We start from the raw sequence: 20,106 nt of genomic DNA, 5'->3' as shown, positions 1-20,106 counted from the left end.
ACAACATGACCAAGGCGCTCGAGGGCGTTCGCATTCTCGACTTCACCCACGTCCAGTCCGGACCGACCTGCACGCAGCTGCTGGCCTGGTTCGGCGCCGACGTGATCAAGGTCGAGCGTCCGGGCGTGGGTGACATCACCCGCGGCCAGCTGCAGGACATTCCGAACGTGGACAGCCTCTATTTCACGATGCTGAACCACAACAAGCGGTCGATCACGCTCGACACCAAGAACCCGAAGGGCAAGGAGGTTCTGACCGAGCTGATCAAGAAGTGCGACGTGCTGGTCGAGAATTTCGGCCCCGGCGTGCTCGATCGCATGGGCTTCCCCTGGGAGAAGATCCAGGCGATCAACCCGAAGATGATCGTCGCCTCGATCAAGGGCTTTGGCCCCGGCCCCTACGAGGACTGCAAGGTCTACGAGAACGTCGCGCAGTGCACCGGCGGCGCGGCCTCGACCACCGGCTTCCGTGACGGCCTGCCGCTGGTCACCGGCGCGCAGATCGGCGATTCCGGCACCGGCCTGCATCTGGCCCTCGGCATCGTCACCGCGCTCTATCAGCGCACCCACACGGGCCGCGGCCAGCGCGTCACCGCCGCGATGCAGGACGGCGTGCTCAACCTCTGCCGCGTCAAGCTGCGCGACCAGCAGCGCCTCGATCACGGTCCGCTGAAGGAATACAGCCAGTTCGGCGAGGGCGTGCCGTTCGGCGACGCCGTGCCGCGCGCCGGTAACGATTCCGGCGGCGGCCAGCCCGGCCGCATCCTGAAGTGCAAGGGCTGGGAGACCGATCCGAACGCCTACATCTACTTCATCACCCAGGCCCCGGTCTGGGAGAAGATCTGCGACGTCATCGGCGAGCCGACCTGGAAGACCGACCCGAACTACGCCAAGCCCGCCGCCCGCCTGCCGCGCCTGAACGAGATCTTCGGCCGCATCGAGCAGTGGACCATGACCAAGACCAAGTTCGAGGCCATGGACATCCTGAACGAGTTCGACATCCCCTGCGGCCCGATCCTGTCGATGAAGGAGATCGCCGAGGACGAGTCGCTGCGCAAGACTGGCACCCTGGTCGAGGTCGACCACCCGACCCGCGGCAAGTACCTCTCGGTCGGCAACCCGATCAAGCTGTCGGACAGCCCGGCCGACGTCACCCGCTCTCCCCTGCTCGGCGAGCACACCGACGAGATCCTCCGCCAGGTCCTCGGCTTCAGCGACCACCAGGTCGCGGAAATCCACGACTCCGGCGCACTAGATCCGCCGCGCAAGGAAGCGGCGGAGTAAGCAGCGCGTCAGAGACGAGATGCGCGGCTATCGCCGCCCGAACAGTCCCCAACCGAGATCAAGCCGCCGGCGTCGTCCGGCGGCTTGTTAGTTTTCCCTTTTCGGACGACCAATGTGCTCCCCCCCGGGCTGTCGCATCGCAGGAGACCTTGCAGTTCAAAGCCATGATCAGGGCTGGACGTTGTGTCGCTTCCGGAAGGCCGTCTGACCCGCCTCCTCAGCCAACTCCATGGTTTCAAAAATGCCTTCACTCGGAAGTTGAGCCCAGCCCTCAGAAATGAGTTCTCCCTCATATTCCGATTTGAAATAATACTCTTCGGCGAACGTAAAATATCGGTCATCCCGTTGAAGGATGGCGATACGACGCTGCTTCGAGTTACCTTCAGCGGACATCGTCTGGACAGGCTCGAGCGTCTTCACCACTTTCATCCGCGTGTCTCCCACAGCCTTGAGGCCGGCGGTTTCGACTTCAAGACCAGATCAAAGCTCGGGCGGGTCTTTCCATCCTGGAACACGACGCCGTCCGGACTGAAGGCGATCTTGTCGGCGTTGCCGTCGAGCGTCTGCCACTTACAGGACAGAGCAACGATCCCGTAGGCCGAGACTGGTTTGACCTCGCCCGGGTCTGCGACACCATTCCCGTTGGCATCGTGCCAGAGCGCGAGGCCGGCCAGTTCGTCGCCGCTCAACACGCCGTCGCGGTTGTCATCGAGCGCGGCCAACGGCGCGTATCCGTTGCTCCAGAACATCCAGAACGTCACGCTGCCGAACAATTGCCGGCCGCTGGTGATCTTGCCATCCCGCATAGAGTCGCTCACCAGCCAGGCCGCCTTGGGCGAAATCCAGCTCCATTCGCGACCGAGCCCGCTGCCGTCGACGTCGAATGTCACTTGCGCCTCAGGTGCTTCGAGGTCGGCGGGAGCGAGCCCATCGGCCAACGGCACCACGATCGGGGTGACGACGTAGGGCAGCTTACCCAAGGTCGCGACGCGTTCCTTCAAGGTTTCGATCTCGCGCTTGTCCCACACTGCGCTGAGAAGTGGGATGAGGTAGGAGACGACCTCGCCGGTCAACGTCTGCCCGCCGAGACCAAGCCACGTCAGGCTTTTTTCCTTTTCCCAAGCCGCCGCTGCTATCCTTCGATACTGCTTCACCGCATCGTCCCTATTGCCGGCCTGCTCGGTCAGCCAGGCGATACCGAGCTGGATGACGAGGTTGTCCTTGTCCAGCTCGAGCGCGTGCTTGTACGCTGTCAACGCGGCTTGCAGATGCACCCAGGAGGCTGCCCCCAAAGCGGGACCCGCGGCAGACGTGACCACGCCAAAAGGAACAATCGGCGGCGCCATGCCATGGTAGGCCTTCGGCACCGTCAACGGGTCGGCCTTCTGGGCGTAGGCCATGCCATGCGCGCGACCGAGGTTCAGCCATGCCTCGACGCTGGAAGGATTGTCCGTGGCGATCTTCTTCAGGTTTTCAATCAGCCTGGCGACCGGGACCTGCTCTACTTCCACGGCAATGTACCTGCCCAGCGCTGGCGACGTCGCGGCAAGGACAACCAGAAAAAACAAAACACGCACGACACAACTCCGTCCTGCAGGAAACCAATCCATGCACACTGACGACGCAACTGCCTCGCCGTGCCGCGGACATACCCAGACGCCCATTGGTCGTTGCGCGGCCTGAAACGGGTTCAGAAGGGAATGAGATCTTTTCCGAAGCTGGCGACGAAATCCTGCACATCGCCGCGCGCTGCATGTCGGTCGAGTCCGGGAAAGCCGGCCCAGCGGAATGCCAAACGCAGATAGTCGAGAAACGGCAACCCATGCCGCTCGTCAGAGAACAGAGGGTCGGCACCGAAGAATGGCACCACGATGCAATACGGGCTGCCTCCGCTGATGTTTGCCTTGTGAAGATAGTCGGGCGCCAAGTGGATTTGCAGCTGATGCTCAGCATCCGGACCGATGCTTGCCTTCTGATAGATCCACTCGTCGAACAGATCGGTCACCAAAGAGGGCGCATCTACGCACAGGGCATCGTGTTCCTCAGACGGCAAATCGAACCCAAGATCCGGTGGATGATCCTTGGAGTTGTAGTCCCATACCCAGTTGATCCCACCCACGACGCGCCAGAATGCCAACAGCGTCGGCGGGATCTGTGCTCCGGAGATCTCGACGATACGAGCGAAAACGGCCTCATCCGTCCGTGTCGGAGGTGTTCGAAGACCCTGATATTCGGATGAGAGGGCCTGCCAGCCAATAGCTTGCAAGCGGGAGGCGACAAGGTCGGCGTTTTGCGCGACCCGTCGCATGGTCGCATCGGCGACCTCCATCACTTCGTCGCGAAACTCACCATCGATGCGCGGATAGGCCCGGATCTCTCGCCAGACCTGATCGAACTCACCCGCCAGATATCGCTTCAACAGAGTCCCACTGCTGCGCATCTAACGGTCGCTCCCTGAACTCTCGCCGATATCGATTATTCGCTAACGAGATCACTACGTGGACTTCATTGCGCATCGAGCTGGCAACCGGTTGCACCTGACGGCAAAATCTCAGTCGGGCCGCACCCTTCCGTCTCTTGCGCGACGATAGGCTGGCTTGGGGTCGTCGGGACGTCTTGCCGCAAGCTCCGATATTCGCTTGAGAGCCCTGTCGCGAACAGACGCGGACAAATCAGATTGCGACAGCAGTTGCAGCTTCTCGATCGCCTCGGATGTTCCGATATCGTGGAGCGCCCAGATGCACTTGATCGCCAAGGACTCGTTGTTGTTGTAGGCGAGATAGTCATGCTTGCGCAGCGCGGTGCGGTAGAGGCAGTCGATCGTGGACGGCATGCTCAGATCCTGGAGGGCTTGAGCAATGTCTTCATGACTGTCGTGCCAGTCTACTTCCATGAGCTTGCAGAGCAGCGGAGCCCATTGCCGTGAGAGGCCAAAGCGAAATGCAAGGGTCAATGCACTTCTCAGATCATCCGCCGATCTCTCGGCGAAACTCTGCTCGAGCTCGGAGGCAACTCGTTCAGGCGCCGTCCGAGGATCGGCACCGAATCGCGCGATGAAGGCGTCCTCCGAAACAACTCCTTGCGAGAGGTCCCAAATGAGCTGTCTTTTCGCGGCGTCCATATCCGGCTCCAACTTTCGCGAATGCAGCGGTGCACGGACTCCGGGGTGAGCGCTCGCCGTCTCAACTGTTGTCATGCTCCGCGAAAGCGGTGCATCCAGTACTCCGCGGCACAAGAGATTGGCCCGAGACGTCACGGCGTACTGGAGCGTCCGCTTTCGCGGACGATGACAGCCCGGGTTTGCATGATCAATGTGCCAGATCGTTGGAGCCGTCGCCCAACGAGATCGCCCTGGGGGGTCTTATCCTCCGCGGTCAGACGGCCTCCCTGCCGAAGATCCCGCCCACCACGCGATGCATTGGTCCGCCGATCGGATACGGTGACAGTGCACAGAACTCCTTCGCCTCGAAACAGGAGCATAGGGCGTGCCGCGCCATCGGCGACGCCCGGGATCACCGCCCCCGGGATCACCGAGTTAAGTGCACCGAATCTGTGTCGGCCGGGCTGGCCTGATGCGCCGATCGATCATGTGACGGCATCCGACGAATGTCGCGACAGGCTGCGCGCGGCCAGGGTTCTGGCCGGGCGCGGTTCGATTCCTGGCGCGCACCGGTTCCAGGCCCCCGGTTGGGCGGCACTTTCCATATGAGAACGCCGGCTTCAATAAGAAATCCAAATTGTGACATAGCTACCGCAGCGCAAAAACTTCATGCCGCTATGCAATATCCGCCATTGTCCCTGGCATCTGGTATACGTAAATTCTCCTCAGTCAGAACGTCCTACCGCCTCACTGAAGGAGACAAACCATGGCCAAGACCGTCGCCCTCCCCCTCGTTCAGCCCGTGTCCCTGTTCGGCCGCTTCCTCGCCGCTCTCGATCGCGTGCTGATGGTCAGCGCTCGCGCCGCCAACCGTAACGGCGACCTGCCCTATTTCGGCCTCTGAGCCGGCCGGCGCCCGCCGCGCCGACTCCGAGCACTGCCCCGTCAAAAGCCCCGGTTCCCGGGGCTTTTTGCTGTTCAGGACCCGCCCGCCGACTGCGACAAATTGGCTCCGCAGGCATCCCAGCCCATCTCATCAATTGCGGCCGGTCACCTTCTCATACCAAAATCAAATCGGTCGATTTACGATTGGTAAGCTTTCTCTTGCGCGTCTCTGCCCGCCCACGCAACCATGGGATGCGCAGCGCCCGGACGAGAATTGTATGCCTCGCGACGACCTCGAAGCGAGCGATCGCTGAAGACGACACAACGAGACGGACCAGGATCATCACCAGAATCATCACAGCGTAAGTGGCACGATCGGACGCAGCGGCCGGAAGAAGCCGACGAGGTCCAGGCAATGAAGGGGAGACAGCGTCGATGAAGCGTTTTGTGCGCGTGGCCTGCGCGGCTGGCGTGGCCTTGGTCGCCGGCAACATTGCGGCGGTCGCGGGATGGGAGCCGGTCCGGCCGGTCGAGTTCATCGTTCCCGCCGGCACCGGCGGCGGCGCCGACCAAATGGCGCGGACGATCCAGGGCATCGTCACCAAGCACAATCTGATGAAGCAGCCACTGGTGGTGATCAACAAGTCCGGCGGCGCCGGCGGCGAAGGCTTCCTCGACGTCAAGGCCTCGGCCGGCAACCCGCACAAGATCATCATCACGCTGTCGAACCTGTTCACGACGCCGCTCGCCACCGGCATCCCCTTCAGCTGGAAGGATCTCACCCCGGTCGCGATGCTCGCGCTCGACGAGTTCGTGCTCTGGGTCAATGCCGACAAGCCCTATGCGACGGCCAAGGACTACATCGACGCGGTCAAGCAGGCCGGCGGCACCTTGAAGATGGGCGGCACCGGCTCGAAGCAGGAAGACCAGATCATCACGGTGGCCATGGAGAAGGCGACCGGTGCGAAGTTCACCTACATCCCCTACAAGGGCGGCGGCGAGGTCGCGGTGCAGCTCGTCGGCAATCACGTCGACTCCACCGTGAACAATCCGATCGAGGCGGTGGCGCAATGGCGCGGCGGCAAGGTCCGGCCGCTCTGCGTGTTCGACGCCAAGCCGATGAGCTACGAGGAGCCAATCACCGACGGCAAGGCCTGGAAGGACATTCCGACCTGCAAGTCGCAGGGCCTCGACATCGAGTATCTGATGCTGCGCGGCATCTTCATGTCGCCGCGCGCCACCAAGGACCAGGTCGAGTATTATGTCGAGCTGTTCAAGAAGGTGCGGGAGACGCCGGACTGGCAGGAGTTCATGAAGACCGGCGCCTTCAACACCACCTTCATGACCGGCGCCGACTACGCCAAATGGGTCGAGACCGAGGAGAAGCGGCACGAGACCCTGATGAAGGACGCCGGCTTCCTGGCCTCGAACTGAGCGGCGCGCATGAGCAGTCAGGGACGATCCGCCGGCCCGAGCCACAAGGCGGTCGAGCTCGGCGTCACGCTCGCCATCGCGCTGTTCGGCGTCGTCGTGATCATCGGCAGCGTGAAGGCGGGAATCAATTGGGGTGCGGAAGGGCCGCGCGCCGGCTTCTTCCCGTTCTATGTCGGCCTGTTCATCGTCGTGTCGAGCGCGATGAATGTCCGCAACACGCTGCGCGAGGATGATGGCGGGCTGTTCGCCGAATGGACGCAGCTTCGCCAGGTCATGAGCGTGGTGGTGCCGACCGCGATCTATGTCGGCGCCCTGCCCTTCACCGGTCTCTATCTCGCCTCCATGATCTTCATCGCCTGGTTCATGCGCTGGCTCGGCAAATATGGCTGGCTCACGGTCGCGGCGGTGGCGATCGGGATGCCCGTGGTCACCTATCTGATCTTCGAGCGCTGGTTCATGGTCCCCTTGCCGAAGGGACCGGTCGAGGAATGGCTCGGGCTCTAACAACAACAATCATCGGCTCACGGGTTGCAGGACTAGGCCGGCATGGAAGAACTCGCCAATCTGTTTCACGGCTTCGCCGTTGCGCTGCAGCCCTTCAACATCATGGTGATGATCCTCGGCATCGTGCTGGGCGTGATCATCGGCGTGCTGCCGGGGCTCGGCGGCGCCAACGGCGTCGCGATCCTGCTGCCGCTCACCTTCAGCATGCCGCCGACCTCGGCGATCATCATGCTGTCCTGCATCTATTGGGGCGCATTGTTCGGCGGCGCCATCACATCCATTCTATTCAACATCCCCGGCGAGCCATGGTCGGTGGCGACCACCTTCGACGGCTACCCGATGGCGCAGCAGGGCAAGGCCGGCGAGGCGCTGACGGCCGCCTTCACCTCGTCCTTCGTCGGCGCGCTGTTCGCGGTGCTGATGATCACGCTGGTCGCGCCGCTGGTGGCGAGCTTCGCGCTGCAATTCGGCCCGGCCGAAAAGTTCGCCGTCTACTTCCTCGCCTTCTGCAGCTTCGTGGGCCTCAGCAAGGAGCCGCCGTTCAAGACCATCGCGGCGATGATGATCGGCTTTGCGCTGGCGGCCGTCGGGCTCGATTCCATCACCGGCCAGCTCCGGCTGACCTTCGGCATCACCGAGCTGCTCAACGGCTTCGACTTTCTCATCGCCGTGATCGGTCTGTTCGGCATCGGCGAGATCCTGCTGACCATGGAGGAAGGTCTCAGCTTCCGCGGCGGCAACGCCAAGATCAATCTGCGGGTCGTGCTGCACACCTGGAAGGAGATGCCGGCCTATTGGCTGACCTCGCTGCGCTCCTGCCTGATCGGCTGCTGGATGGGCATCACGCCGGCCGGCGCCACGCCCGCGTCGTTCATGAGCTACGGCATCGCCAAGCGGCTCTCCAAGCGCGGCAAGGCTTTCGGCCATGGCGAGATCGAGGGCGTCGTCGCGCCGGAAACCGCGGCCCACGCCGCGGGCACCGCAGCATTGCTGCCGATGCTCTCGCTCGGAGTTCCCGGTTCGCCGACCGCGGCTGTGCTGCTCGGCGGCCTCTTGATCTGGGGTCTGCAGCCCGGCCCGATGCTGTTCGTCGAGCAGAAGGAATTCGTCTGGGGCCTGATCGCCTCGATGTATCTCGGCAACCTCGCCGGCCTGCTGGTCGTGCTGACCTGCGTGCCGATCTTCGCGGCCATCCTGCGCATTCCCTTCAGCATCATCGCCCCCCTCATCCTGGTGCTCTGCGCGATCGGCGCCTATTCGGTGCATAGCAGCACGTTCGATGTCGTGCTGATGCTGGTGTTCGGCGTGCTCGGCTACCTGTTCAAGAAGTGCGGCTATCCGCTCGCGCCGCTCGTGCTCGCGATCGTGCTCGGCGACAAGGCCGAGGAAGCCTTCCGCCAATCGCTTCTGGGATCCCAGGGATCCCTGGCCGTGTTCTTCTCGAACGGGCTGGTCGGCACCATCATGGTGCTCGGGCTGATCGCGCTGTTCTGGTCCGCGATCCAGGGCGGATGGAGCCGGTTGCGCGCGGCAACCGCTTAAACCGGACGTTAATCCGATAGTTGATCTACAATTTTCCCCTGCCGCGTCGTATTGTCGCTGCAGCGATTTGCCTTGCTATCTCTGGTCTTTTTCGGCCGGCTTCGCAACGCAACAGCCGAAGCTCCGCGGAAATCCGCTTGTCTATTGGCATATGTTATACCAAACTCCGCATAGCTGTTAGGACAAAAATAGACAGCCTGGAGGAAACATGACGGACTTGGCTCACGCGGGGGCCCCCGCATCTGCAAGAGTAAGTGACGCCTATCGCTGGACACAGCTCGTCGTCGGCGTCTTGGCGATGGTGATGATCGCCAACTACCAGTACGGCTGGACCTTCTTCGTTCCCGATATTGCAAAGACCTTCGGCTGGGATCGCGCGTCGATCCAGTGGGCCTTCACGCTGTTCGTGCTGTTCGAGACCTGGCTGGTGCCGGTCGAGGGCTGGTTCGTCGACAAATACGGCCCGCGCATCGTCGTCCTCGTCGGCGGCATCCTTTGCGCCATCGGCTGGATGATCAACTCCTACGCCACCACGCTGAACGGCTATTATCTCGGCATGATCATCGCGGGCATCGGCGCCGGCGGCGTCTACGGCACCTGCGTCGGCAACGCGCTGAAGTGGTTCCCAGACAAGCGCGGCCTCGCGGCCGGCATCACCGCGGCCGGTTTCGGCGCGGGCTCGGCGCTGACCGTCGCCCCGATCCAGGCCATGATCCGCGACTCCGGCTTCCAGACCACCTTCCTGTATTTCGGTCTCGGACAAGGCATCATCATCGTCATCCTCGCCTTCTTCCTGTTCGCACCGAAGGAAGGCCAGGTTCCCGCGGTCACGCAGAACGCCAACCTGGTGCAGAGCCGCCGCAACTACAATCCAACGGAGGTGATCCGCCAACCGATCTTCTGGCTGATGTACTTCATGTTCGTGATCGTCGGCGCCGGCGGCCTGATGGTCACCGCCAACTTGAAGCCGATCGCCGGCGACTGGAAGGTCGACAACATCCCGGTGACCTTGATCGGCATGACCATGACCGCGGTGACCTTCGCGGCCACCATCGACCGCGTGCTCAACGGCCTGACGCGTCCGTTCTTCGGCTGGATCTCCGACAATATCGGCCGCGAGAACACGATGTTCATCGCCTTCGGCATGGAAGGCATCGGCATCTGGGCGCTCTACATGCTGGGCCATGATCCCGTGTGGTTCGTGATCCTCTCCGGCTTTGTGTTCTTCGCCTGGGGTGAGATCTACTCGCTGTTCCCGTCGACCTGCACCGACACGTTCGGCACCAAGTTCGCGACCACCAATGCCGGCCTGCTCTACACTGCAAAGGGCACCGCGGCACTGCTGGTGCCAATCGCCAACTACATGCAGCAGTCGTCAGGCAACTGGGACACGGTGTTCATGATCGCCGCCGGCGCCAACATCCTCGCCTCGATCCTGTCGATTGCGGTGCTGAAGCCCTGGCGCAAGGTGGTTGTCGAGAAATCGATGCTCTGAGGCATCATCTCGCGCTGCAGCGAAAATAAAATAGAATGATTCCACGCAAGAGACGCTCGGCGAATAGCCGAGCGTTTTCTTTTGCTTGGACGTCGCGCTGCCATCGATTGCAGCGCAGCATCGTCATCGCAACGCCACGAGCCATATTGCCGACTGGAATATATTATACCAGAATTCCCAGGCATACATGCGACAGCGGTACCGGCTGCAACAAATCGCCGGACACAGCGTGATCTTGGGAGGATCCATGGTTTCCAGCACAGAGGCATCACCGCCCGTCCAGGCCCAGTCCAGCGGCTTCCGCTGGCTGCAGCTCGCGATGGGCATCGTCTGCATGGCGATGATCGCCAACCTCCAGTACGGCTGGACGCTGTTCGTCGATCCGATCGATGCGAAGTATCACTGGGGCCGCACCGCGATCCAGCTTGCCTTCACGATCTTCGTCGTGACCGAGACCTGGCTGGTGCCGGTCGAGGCCTGGTTCGTCGACAAATATGGTCCACGCATCGTCATCATGTTCGGCGGCGTGATGATCGCGCTGGCCTGGGTGCTCAACTCCTATGCCGACTCGCTCACTCTGCTCTATGCCGGCGCCGTCGTCGGCGGCATCGGTGCGGGCGCTGTCTACGGCACCTGCGTCGGCAACGCGCTGAAATGGTTTCCCGATCGTCGCGGCCTTGCCGCCGGCGCCACCGCCGCCGGCTTCGGCGCGGGTGCGGCGCTGACGGTCGTGCCGATCGCCAGCATGATCGCCTCGAGCGGCTATCAGTCCGCGTTCTTCACCTTCGGCATCGGCCAGGGCCTGATCGTGTTCGTGCTCGCCATCTTCCTGCGGCCGCCGACCCACGCGGCGCCCGCCCGCAAGAAGCAGCTCAACCTGCCGCAGAGCAAGATCGACTACACGCCGCCGCAGGTGCTGCGCACGCCGATCTTCTGGATCATGTACCTGGTGTTCGTGATGGTCGCTTCCGGCGGTCTGATGACCGCGGCCCAGATCGCCCCAATCGCGCATGATTTCAAGATCGCCAACGAGCCGGTCACGCTCGCCGGCTTCCAGATGGCGGCGCTGACGTTCGCGATCTCGCTCGACCGCATCTTCGACGGCTTCGGCCGGCCGGTGTTCGGCTGGATCTCGGATACGATCGGCCGCGAGCACACCATGTTCATCGCCTTCGGCACGGCCGCGGTGATGCTGCTGACGCTGTCGACCTACGGGCACAATCCGATCGTGTTCGTGCTCGCCACCGCCGTCTATTTCGGCGTGTTCGGCGAGATCTACAGCCTGTTCCCGGCCACGTCGGGCGACACCTTTGGCAGCAAATATGCCGCGACCAACAACGGCATGCTCTACACCGCGAAGGGCACCGCGTCGCTGCTCGTGCCGCTCGCGAGCCTCGTCTCGGCCAAGTATGGCTGGCAGGCGGTGTTCGTGATCGGCGTCGGCCTCAACGCGACCGCGGCGCTGCTCGCGCTGTTCGTCATCAAGCCGCTGCGCCGCGCCTTCATTCTCGGCAAGGACCCCGCCGTCACCGAACCCGCGCGGCAGGACGTCCGCACCGCCTGACCTGACCTCTCTTCTGTTCTTCCCGTGACTTCGAGGCGCATCCCGGTGCGCCTCTTTTGTTTACAGGGGGGTCACTTGCGCCGATGAGCGAGGCTTGCGGCTCTTGCAATGAGGCGCGCTGCTTCAACGCAAAAGCTATGTTCCGTCCCCCCCTTGTGGGGGAGGGTTAGGGAGGGGGGTGCCACACCCACCGACCCCTGGGCTACCCCCCCCTCCCCAACCCTCCCCCACAAGGGGGGAGGGAGCGCACCGTCGTTGCCGGGAGACATCACCTGCTCATTTGCGGTGGAGCAAAAAACACGACGCCGCACACGAAATCGCCATCTCCCGATTGACTTCTGGCATAACGTATACCAGACTTGGATCGTTCATTAACAACCAACGGGAGGGTGCCATGAAAGTCGGAGACATCCTGCGCAACAAGACGGCGCGCGTGATCACGGTGCGGATGAACGAGACCGTCGGCGTCGCGGCGCAGCTGATGCGCTCGAGCAATGTCAGCGCCCTCGTCGTCAAGGACGTCGTCCGCACGGAGGGCAATACCGCCGCGGGCATGTTCACCGAACGCGACGTCGTTCGCGCCATTGCCGAGCACGGCGCCGCCGGCGTCAGCATGAAGGTCTCGCAGCTGATCTCGCCGCAGCGGCTGATCTCCTGCAGCACCGAGGACACGCTCGAGCATGTCCGCCACCTCATGAACGTGCACCACATCCGCCATCTGCCCGTCATCGTCGACTTCGCGCTCGCCGGCGTCATCAGCATGCGCGACATCTCCTCGGCGTTCGACGAGGCGGAAGCCTCCGTCGCCGCCTGACGCGCGCGTCGCTGGCGGAACCGTATCGTCGCGACCAGAGTCTTGTCGGATCGGCTCGCCGCCTGTTAGGCGGTGCGCCGAGAAGAGCGGCACAGTGACCACGCCGCTCGCAGCCCGACAGGATTCCTCGCGATGAAAGCCTATGTCTATGGCGCCCAGGGCGCCGCGATCACCGATGTCGCCAAGCCCGTGCCGAAGGGCACGCAGGTGCTGGTCCGCGTGCGCGCCTGCGGCCTCAACCGCGCCGATCTCGGCATGACCAAGGGCCATGTGCATGGCGCCGCCGGCGGTGTCGGCACCGTGCTCGGCATGGAATGGGCTGGCGAGGTCGCCGAGCTCGGACCGGACGCCAAGGGCCTCAAGGTCGGCGAGCGCGTGATGGGCTCGGGCGCCGCCGCCTTCGCCGAATACACCCTCGCCGATCACGGCCGGCTGTTCCACGCCCCGTCGAACATGAATTTCGACGAGGCCGCGACGCTGTCGATCGCGCTGACCACCATGCACAACGCCGTCGTCACCAACGGCGCGCTGCAGCCAGGGCAGACCGTGCTCGTGCAAGGCGCAAGCTCCGGTGTCGGCCTGATGGCGATGCAGATCGCCAAGCTGAAGGGCGCCAAGCTCGTGATCGGCTCCTCCACCGACGCCATGCGTCGCGGCCGGCTCAAGGAGTTCGGCGCCGACCTCGCCATCGATTCGAGCGATCCGGCCTGGGTCGACCAGGTGCTGCAGGCGACCGACGGCCAGGGCGTCGACCTGATCATCGACCAGGTGTCGGGTCCGGTCGCCAACCAGAACCTCGCCGCGACCAAGGTGCTCGGCCGCATCGTCAATGTCGGCCGGCTCGGCGGCACCCACGCGGACTTCAACTTCGACCTGCACGCCGCGCGCCGTATCACCTATGTCGGTGTCACCTTCCGCACCCGTTCGATCGAGGAGATCCGCGCGATCTTCAACGAGGTGAAGCAGGACATCTGGAGCGCCGTCGAGCAGCGAACCCTGCAGCTTCCGATCGACCGCGTCTTCGCCTTCGACGACATCGGCGCGGCGTTCGCGCACATGGAAGCGAACAAGCATCTCGGCAAGATCGTGGTGACCTTGTGAACGCAATCTCCTGAGATTTAGAAGCAATCGAAACCGCGCGCGGGCCAAGACAGCAAGCCAGCATGCCATGCACATGGCCCGCGCGATCCCGGCTTTCACCGCGGAGCCTCGGCTGCTACATCCGCGGCCATGACCGACGCCGCTTCCCATGTCGATTCCGGAAAAGCCCGTGTCGCCGCGATCTCGATCGCGGCGAGCGCGAGCATGGCGGCGGCGAAGTTCATCGTCGGCGTGCTGATCGGCAGTCTCGCGCTGGTCTCCGAAGCGCTGCACAGCGCCGTCGACGTCGTGGCCACGATCATCACCTGGATGGTCGTTCGGGTATCGGACCGTCCGGCCGACGACGAGCACCATTACGGCCATGGCAAGCTGGAGAGCCTGTCGGCGCTCGGCGTCATCGCCCTGCTCTATGTGCTGGCCGGCGGCGTGCTGGTCGAGTCCGTCAGCCGGCTGCGCGAGGCGGCGCCGCCGCCATCGCTCTCGGCCATTCCCTTCGTCGTGCTGCTGGTCGACATCGCCGTCAACTTCTGGCGCGCCCGCGCGCTGCACCGGGCCGCGCACGAAACCCACAGCCAGGCGCTCGCCGCGGACGCACTGCATTTCGCCTCCGACGTGCTCGGCTCGGTCGCCGTCATCGGCGGCCTCGTGCTCACCGCGCTCGGCTTCTGGTGGGGCGATTCCGCGGCCGCCGTCGCGGTCGCCTTGATGATCTCGGTGCTCGGCCTGCGGCTCGCGCGCTCTACCGTAGAAACACTGCTCGACCGCGCCCCCGACGGCGCGGCGGAAAAGGCCGATGCCGCGATCCGCTCGGTCGCCGGCGTCGTCGATGTCGAACGTCTGCGCGTGCGGCTCGTCGGCGCCACGCATTTCGTCGATGCCACCGTGCAGGTGCCGCGCACCTACCCGATCGACCGCGTCGACGAGATCAAGCGACAGGCCCAGGCCGCCGTCGGCAAGGCGCTGTCAGACGCCGACGTCACCTTCACAACGGTGCCGGTGGCCCTGAGCAATGAGAGCGTGCGCGAGCGCATCATGGTGATCGCGCGCAATTCCGGCCTCGCCATCCACCACGTCACCGTGCACGACATCGGCGGCCGCCTGATCGTCGCGATCGATCTGGAAGTCGACGGCGACATGAGCCTTTTCGCCGCGCACGCGATCGCTCACGAGCTCGAACGCTCGATTCGCGACGAGTTCGGCGCCGATGTCGAAGTCGACACCCACATCGAGCCGCTCGAGCCCGAGCTGCCGTTCGGCATCGACGCGCCACACGAGCGCGTCGCCGTGATCGCCGAGGCCCTGCAGCGCTTCGCCGCCGAGACCGACATGTACGACGTGCACAATGTCCGCGTCCGCAACACCGAGGCCGGCGAGATCGTCAACTTCCACTGCCGCGCGGCGCCGTCGATGAGCGTGCTCAAGGTGCACGACAATGTCGACCACATCGAGCGCGGGGTACGGCGCGCCTTCCCGACGGTGAAGCGCGTCATCAGTCACGCCGAGCCGCCGCACGGCTGAAGCCCGGACGTCACGCTCCGTTCTCGCTTCGGACTCATCCTGCCGGTTTTTTGCCATGGCAAAATCGCATTGGATAAGAATTATTAGCTTTTGCCAATTCGTTGACTCTCGACAGCCCCACAAATCTGGATTCAAATTGACTTGATTCGGAAGCGGCTGGGGCTCTTTCGAAATTCGGGTAATCCAAGAAGTTTCGGGGGTCTACAGCATGGCGCGTGCGCATGCCGCGAACGCGTGCGTCCAATCTTCTGATTCCATCAAGGGGTTGGCGCAATCGATCGCGAAACCGGCCTATCAAAGGCTGCTGACTGCTGAGCCGGTATTGCGTCGTGCTGTCCCCACTTTGATCATCGCCTTTCTCGTCACCATCTGCCTCGGCGCCTTCGTCCAGGTGCTCGACCAGAGCCGGCAGAAGCGGGCCGCCACCAAGCGCGACCTCGCGGCGATCTCCGACCTGCTCGCCGATCGCATCGGCTACCTGGCGATGCGCGCCGACCGCATTGCCAATATCGAGCATCTGCAGAGCCTGCTGCCGGACCTGATCCCGAGCTGGGGGGCCGCCGCCGGCCGCCACGTCATCGTCACCGGCGCCGACCACCGCATCCTGGCCCGCGTGCCCGTCGACGCCGCGCTCGGCGAGAATGACCGCATCCTCGACCTGATCTCGACCGCGCAGCTGCTGGCGACGCCGGGCCTGCAGGGCGCGGTCACCGAGATCACCCTGCCGAACGGCCGCCCGGCCTTCGCTGTGTCGCAGCTCATCAAGGCCCTGCCCGGCCGCGTCGTCATCATCCAGGAGAAGCTCGACCCGATCTGGGGATCCGACGCCGCGCTGTCGGTGACCTTGTCGGCGACCACCGGCTTCGTGGTGCTGATCCTCGGCTTCGCCTTCCACTGGCAGTCGACCCGCGCCCGCGAGGGCGACCTGATCAACGACGCCGTGCGCGGCCGCATCGACACCGCGCTGAACCGCGGCCGCTGCGGGCTGTGGGACTGGGACCTGTCGCGCGGCCGGATCTTCTGGTCGAACTCGATGTTCGCGATGCTCGGCCTCGAGAACCGCACCGACCTGCTCACCTTCGGCGAGGTCAACGCGCTGGTGAACTCGGATGACATCGACCTGTTCGCGATCGCCGACCAACTCGTCGCCGGCGACATCCACCAGATCGACCAGAGCTTCCGCATGCGCCACACCGAAGGCCACTGGATCTGGCTCCGCGTCCGCTGCGAACTGAGCCAGGGCACCACGGACTCCGGCCTGCACCTGATCGGTATCGCGGTCGACGTCACCGAGCAGAAGAGCCTGGTCGAGAAGACCGTCGAGGCCGACCTGCGGCTGCGCGACGCGATCGAGACGATCTCGGAAGCCTTCGTGCTGTGGGATTCGAACAATCGCCTGGTGCTGTGCAACTCGCACTTCCAGAAGCTACACAAGCTGCCGGATTCCGCCGTCATCCCCGGCACCTCCTACGAGACCGTCATCGAGGTCGGCAAGATGCCGGAGATCCGCACCCGGCTGCACGACCACAGCCCGCAGTCGCCGGGCGGCCGCACCTTCGAGGCGCAGCTCGACGACGGCAGCTGGCTGCACATCTCGGAGCGCCGAACGAAGGACGGCGGCTATGTCTCGGTCGGCACCGACATCACCCGCATCAAGGAGCACGAGCAGAAGCTCGTCGACAACGACCTGCGCCTGCGCGCCACCGTCATCGACCTGCAGCGCTCGCAGACGGCGCTGGAGCGCCAGGCGATCGAGCTCGCCGACCTCGCCGAGAAATACTCGCAGGAGAAGACCCGCGCCGAGGAAGCCAACCAGACCAAGTCGAAGTTCCTCGCCAATATGAGCCACGAGCTGCGCACGCCGCTCAACGCCATCATCGGCTTCTCCGAGATCATGGGCTCGGGCATGTTCGGCTCGCTCGGCTCGGAAAAGTACCAGGAATACTGCCACGACATCCTGACCTCCGGTCAGTACCTGCTGGAGGTGATCAACGACATCCTCGACATGTCGAAGATCGAGGCCGGCCGCATGAAGCTCGACATGGAGCCGCTCGACCTCGCCAAGACGCTCGCGGAGTCGCTCCGCGTCGTCTCCGGCCGGGCCCAGGACAAGAGCCTGGTGCTCGACGCCGACATCGAGGGCAGCATCCCTGTCATCGCCGACCGCCGCGCCACCAAGCAGATCATGGTCAATCTGCTGTCCAACGCGGTGAAGTTCACCCCCGAGGGCGGCCGCGTCACGATGCGCAGCCGGGTGTTCGAGGACAAGGTGGTGCTGATCATCGCCGACACCGGCATCGGCATCCCCGCCCAGTCGCTGGCGCGGCTCGGCCGTCCGTTCGAGCAGGTCGAGAGCCAGATGACCAAGACCTATCACGGCTCCGGCCTTGGCCTCGCCATCGCCCGCTCGCTGGCCCAGCTCCACGGCGGCTCGATGCGTCTGCGCTCCCGCCTCGAACACGGCACCGTCGTCCGCGTCACCCTGCCCCGCGACGCTTACAAGGCCACGGTGAGCATTTCGGTCGCGGCGTGAGGGCGGCTACGTCGGACATTTGTGCCGATAAGCGTCGTCGCAGGCCTGCGAATGGAGACACTCACGCTGAAGGTATTGACGCACCCGTTGATCGCCAACTAAGGCAAGCGCTCCGAAAACGGGAGTGCCGGGTGTGATCATCGCCTTCATCGTCGTCGCCTTCGTCTACCGCTTCGCCATGCTCGCGGTCTCCATCCGCAACGAGAAGCGGCTGCGCGCCGACGGCGCGACCGAATACGGCGCCTCGGTGTCGCGCTGGCTCGCGATTGCCCATGTCGCCTTCTATCTCGCCGCGACGGCCGAAGGCCTCGTCCGCGATGCTCCGTTCGACGCCATCAGCATCACCGGCTTCGTCATCTACCTGTTCGGCGCGGTGATGCTGCTGGTGGTGTCGCAATTGCTGGGACGGCTCTGGACGGTCAAGCTGATGATCGCCCGCGACCATGCCCTGGTGACGCACCCGCTGTTCCGGATCGTCCGCCATCCGAATTACTTCCTCAACATCCTGCCCGAACTGATCGGCTACGCGCTGACCCTGCACGCCTATGTGACGCTGGTGATCGGACTGATCATCTATGCCGTGCCGCTGACGCTGCGCATCCGGCAGGAGGAGAAGATCATGCACGAGACATTCGCGGCGTATTGATCGCAGCCTGGCGTGCCTTGCTCTGCGACGCGTCGCTTTAAGATTCAAAACTCAGAATCGCAATTTTGAGCAAGTCCAAAATCGCAGGCTGTGCGATTCCAGGGGCCACTGGCGCACCTGAAGGGATCAATCATGCTCAAGCGTATCTGGCACGGCTGGACCACGCCGGCGAATGCCGATGCCTATGAGGAGTTGCTGCGGTCCACGATCTTTCCGGGGATCGAGGATCGGGCCATCCCCGGGTTCATCACCATCGAGCTGCTGCGGCGGCCGCTGGAGGCGGAGGTCGAGTTCATGACCATCATGACGTTCGGCGACGACAACGCCGTCAAGCGCTTCGCAGGAGCCGCGCATGAGCAGGCCGTCGTGCCGGCAGCGGCGCAGGCGCTGCTCAGTCGCTATGACGCGCAGTCCGTGCATTACCACGTCCGGGTGCCATCGATGGCAGCGGGCTGAGCCAGCAGCAACACGCGAAACCTAGGCTGGGGATAGCGACGCCGCAGGCGGCGCGTGCCCACCGTCGTTCGGCAGAGCGGCGGACGCGGATGGTGGGCACGGCGCGGGCGAGAGTTCGAGGATACGGCTGGCCGCTCGGGCGCGCCTTTGCCTACCCTACTCGGAGAACGCCGCCGCGCGCCTACGCCTGCAGGCTCGGCGCGACCTCGCGGGCGATCTGGACCAGCGAGGCGATCAGCGGGGTCATCGGGTCGCGTTGGGGGATGACGAGGCCGATCTGGTAGTTGATCACGGGATCGACGATCGGGATCGAGCGCACCTTGTCGGCGAGGCCGAGCGTCTCGGCGAGCTTGGCCGGCATCACGCTGGCCCAACGCCCCGTCTTCACATGGGTGTACAGCACCAGCAGCGAATTCGAGGTCAGGGTCGGCGTCACCTCGTTGCCGGCGGCCTTCAGCGCGCGGTCGATGATGCGGCGATTCTGCATGTCCGGCGTCAGCAGGCACAGCGGCACCTGCCCGACCTCCTGCCACGTCACCTGTTCGCGATCGCCGAACATCGCATCGGGCGCGGTCAGCAGGCGGTAGCTCTCGTTGTAGAGCGGGATGGTGCGGACGCGGCCAATCGGCTCGTTCTCGATGTAGGTCAGGCCGGCATCAACTTCGAGGTTCTCCAGCAGGCCGAGCACGTCGGCCGACGTGCACGACATGATGCGGAACCTCACCTCCGGATGCTTGGCGCGAAACGGGGTCGTCAGCGACGCCACCATGCCGAGCACCGTCGGCACCGCCGCGATGCGGATCTCGCCAGAGAGCTTGTCCTTGAGGCCGTTGATCTCCTGGCGCATCGCGCGGAAGTCGCCGACGATGCGGCGCGCCCAGTCCAGCGTGCGCTCGCCTTCGGGCGTAAACCCCTGGAACCGGGAGCCGCGCTGCACGAGCATGACGCCGAGGATCTCCTCAAGCTGCTTGATGCTGGTCGACATCGTCGGCTGGGTGACGCCACAGGCCTCGGCCGCGCGGCCGAAATGACGCTCCTTGGCCAGCGCCAGCAGCAGTTCAAGCTTGTCGATCAAGAGAGCGGCCTTCCAGCGGTTGAATGGCCCGGTTCCGCACGTTTTGAGCGCCTCCGGACAGGGCGAAATCCTATCACGGCGAAGGGGTCCCGGACACGGTAAAACACGCCGCAGTCGGGTCACGCGAACGCCGGTTTTTCGTCAACTTCTAGCTAT

General features: G+C 64.1%; 18 protein-coding genes. 13 read left to right on the top strand and 5 right to left on the bottom strand.

The window, feature by feature from the left end:
• The first annotated feature begins 5 nt into the window (after positions 1 to 5).
• Positions 6 to 1,283, top strand: a complete 1,278-nt coding sequence (frc, locus tag ACQR1L_RS32110; protein WP_011927755.1) for a formyl-CoA transferase — start codon at positions 6 to 8, stop codon at positions 1,281 to 1,283.
• Between the two features lie 168 nt (positions 1,284 to 1,451).
• Here the strand turns inward: frc and ACQR1L_RS32105 are convergent, their stop codons facing one another.
• The 4 genes from ACQR1L_RS32105 to ACQR1L_RS32090 form a co-directional block, all read right to left on the bottom strand.
• A complete protein-coding gene (locus ACQR1L_RS32105) occupies positions 1,452 to 1,712 on the bottom strand; it encodes a hypothetical protein (protein ID WP_434861917.1) in 261 nt (86 codons plus the stop codon).
• A complete protein-coding gene (locus tag ACQR1L_RS32100; protein ID WP_434861916.1) occupies positions 1,709 to 2,860 on the bottom strand; it encodes a hypothetical protein in 1,152 nt (383 codons plus the stop codon). Before ACQR1L_RS32100 ends, ACQR1L_RS32105 begins: the two co-directional genes overlap by 4 nt.
• Before the next feature lie 113 nt (positions 2,861 to 2,973).
• A complete protein-coding gene (locus ACQR1L_RS32095; RefSeq protein ID WP_434861915.1) occupies positions 2,974 to 3,723 on the bottom strand; it encodes a hypothetical protein in 750 nt (249 codons plus the stop codon).
• A gap of 111 nt (positions 3,724 to 3,834) precedes the next feature.
• Complete coding sequence (locus ACQR1L_RS32090) at positions 3,835 to 4,404, bottom strand: hypothetical protein (RefSeq protein WP_434861914.1); 570 nt, start codon at positions 4,402 to 4,404, stop codon at positions 3,835 to 3,837.
• 745 nt (positions 4,405 to 5,149) lie between these two features.
• Here ACQR1L_RS32090 and ACQR1L_RS32085 point away from each other — a divergent pair.
• From ACQR1L_RS32085 to ACQR1L_RS32030, 12 genes are all read left to right on the top strand, one after another.
• Positions 5,150 to 5,287: a hypothetical protein gene (locus tag ACQR1L_RS32085; protein ID WP_175345309.1), complete on the top strand. Its 138-nt coding sequence runs from the start codon at positions 5,150 to 5,152 to the stop codon at positions 5,285 to 5,287.
• A gap of 416 nt (positions 5,288 to 5,703) precedes the next feature.
• A complete protein-coding gene (locus ACQR1L_RS32080) occupies positions 5,704 to 6,702 on the top strand; it encodes a Bug family tripartite tricarboxylate transporter substrate binding protein (protein ID WP_434861913.1) in 999 nt (332 codons plus the stop codon).
• A 9-nt stretch (positions 6,703 to 6,711) separates the two neighbouring features.
• Entirely contained in the window at positions 6,712 to 7,206 is a 495-nt protein-coding gene (locus ACQR1L_RS32075; protein ID WP_434861912.1) for a tripartite tricarboxylate transporter TctB family protein, read from the top strand.
• A gap of 42 nt (positions 7,207 to 7,248) precedes the next feature.
• Positions 7,249 to 8,748, top strand: a complete 1,500-nt coding sequence (locus ACQR1L_RS32070; protein WP_434861911.1) for a tripartite tricarboxylate transporter permease — start codon at positions 7,249 to 7,251, stop codon at positions 8,746 to 8,748.
• Positions 8,749 to 8,956: 208 nt separating this feature from the next.
• Positions 8,957 to 10,243 (top strand): oxalate/formate MFS antiporter, encoded by a 1,287-nt coding sequence (gene oxlT / locus ACQR1L_RS32065; RefSeq protein WP_434861910.1) that lies wholly within the window; start codon positions 8,957 to 8,959, stop codon positions 10,241 to 10,243.
• A gap of 247 nt (positions 10,244 to 10,490) precedes the next feature.
• Complete coding sequence (gene oxlT / locus ACQR1L_RS32060) at positions 10,491 to 11,807, top strand: oxalate/formate MFS antiporter (protein ID WP_434861909.1); 1,317 nt, start codon at positions 10,491 to 10,493, stop codon at positions 11,805 to 11,807.
• Positions 11,808 to 12,201: 394 nt separating this feature from the next.
• A complete protein-coding gene (locus tag ACQR1L_RS32055) occupies positions 12,202 to 12,621 on the top strand; it encodes a CBS domain-containing protein (protein ID WP_434861908.1) in 420 nt (139 codons plus the stop codon).
• Positions 12,622 to 12,753: 132 nt separating this feature from the next.
• Positions 12,754 to 13,722, top strand: a complete 969-nt coding sequence (locus ACQR1L_RS32050; RefSeq protein WP_434861907.1) for a quinone oxidoreductase family protein — start codon at positions 12,754 to 12,756, stop codon at positions 13,720 to 13,722.
• Between the two features lie 129 nt (positions 13,723 to 13,851).
• Positions 13,852 to 15,240, top strand: coding sequence for a cation diffusion facilitator family transporter (locus ACQR1L_RS32045; RefSeq protein ID WP_434861906.1), 1,389 nt, complete (start codon positions 13,852 to 13,854; stop codon positions 15,238 to 15,240).
• A gap of 208 nt (positions 15,241 to 15,448) precedes the next feature.
• Complete coding sequence (locus ACQR1L_RS32040) at positions 15,449 to 17,773, top strand: ATP-binding protein (RefSeq protein ID WP_434861905.1); 2,325 nt, start codon at positions 15,449 to 15,451, stop codon at positions 17,771 to 17,773.
• Positions 17,774 to 17,906: 133 nt separating this feature from the next.
• Positions 17,907 to 18,419, top strand: coding sequence for an isoprenylcysteine carboxyl methyltransferase family protein (locus ACQR1L_RS32035; protein ID WP_434861904.1), 513 nt, complete (start codon positions 17,907 to 17,909; stop codon positions 18,417 to 18,419).
• A gap of 132 nt (positions 18,420 to 18,551) precedes the next feature.
• Positions 18,552 to 18,875: an antibiotic biosynthesis monooxygenase gene (locus tag ACQR1L_RS32030; protein WP_434861903.1), complete on the top strand. Its 324-nt coding sequence runs from the start codon at positions 18,552 to 18,554 to the stop codon at positions 18,873 to 18,875.
• 181 nt (positions 18,876 to 19,056) lie between these two features.
• On the opposite strand, the gene ACQR1L_RS32025 is transcribed toward ACQR1L_RS32030, so the two are convergent.
• Positions 19,057 to 19,950, bottom strand: coding sequence for a LysR family transcriptional regulator (locus ACQR1L_RS32025; RefSeq protein WP_434861902.1), 894 nt, complete (start codon positions 19,948 to 19,950; stop codon positions 19,057 to 19,059).
• Positions 19,951 to 20,106 lie beyond the last annotated feature (156 nt).

It is taken from the genome of Bradyrhizobium sp. HKCCYLR20261 (genome assembly GCF_051168435.1).
Classification (GTDB): Bacteria; Pseudomonadota; Alphaproteobacteria; order Rhizobiales; family Xanthobacteraceae; genus Bradyrhizobium.
This window is presented reverse-complemented; position numbering and strand designations above follow the sequence as displayed.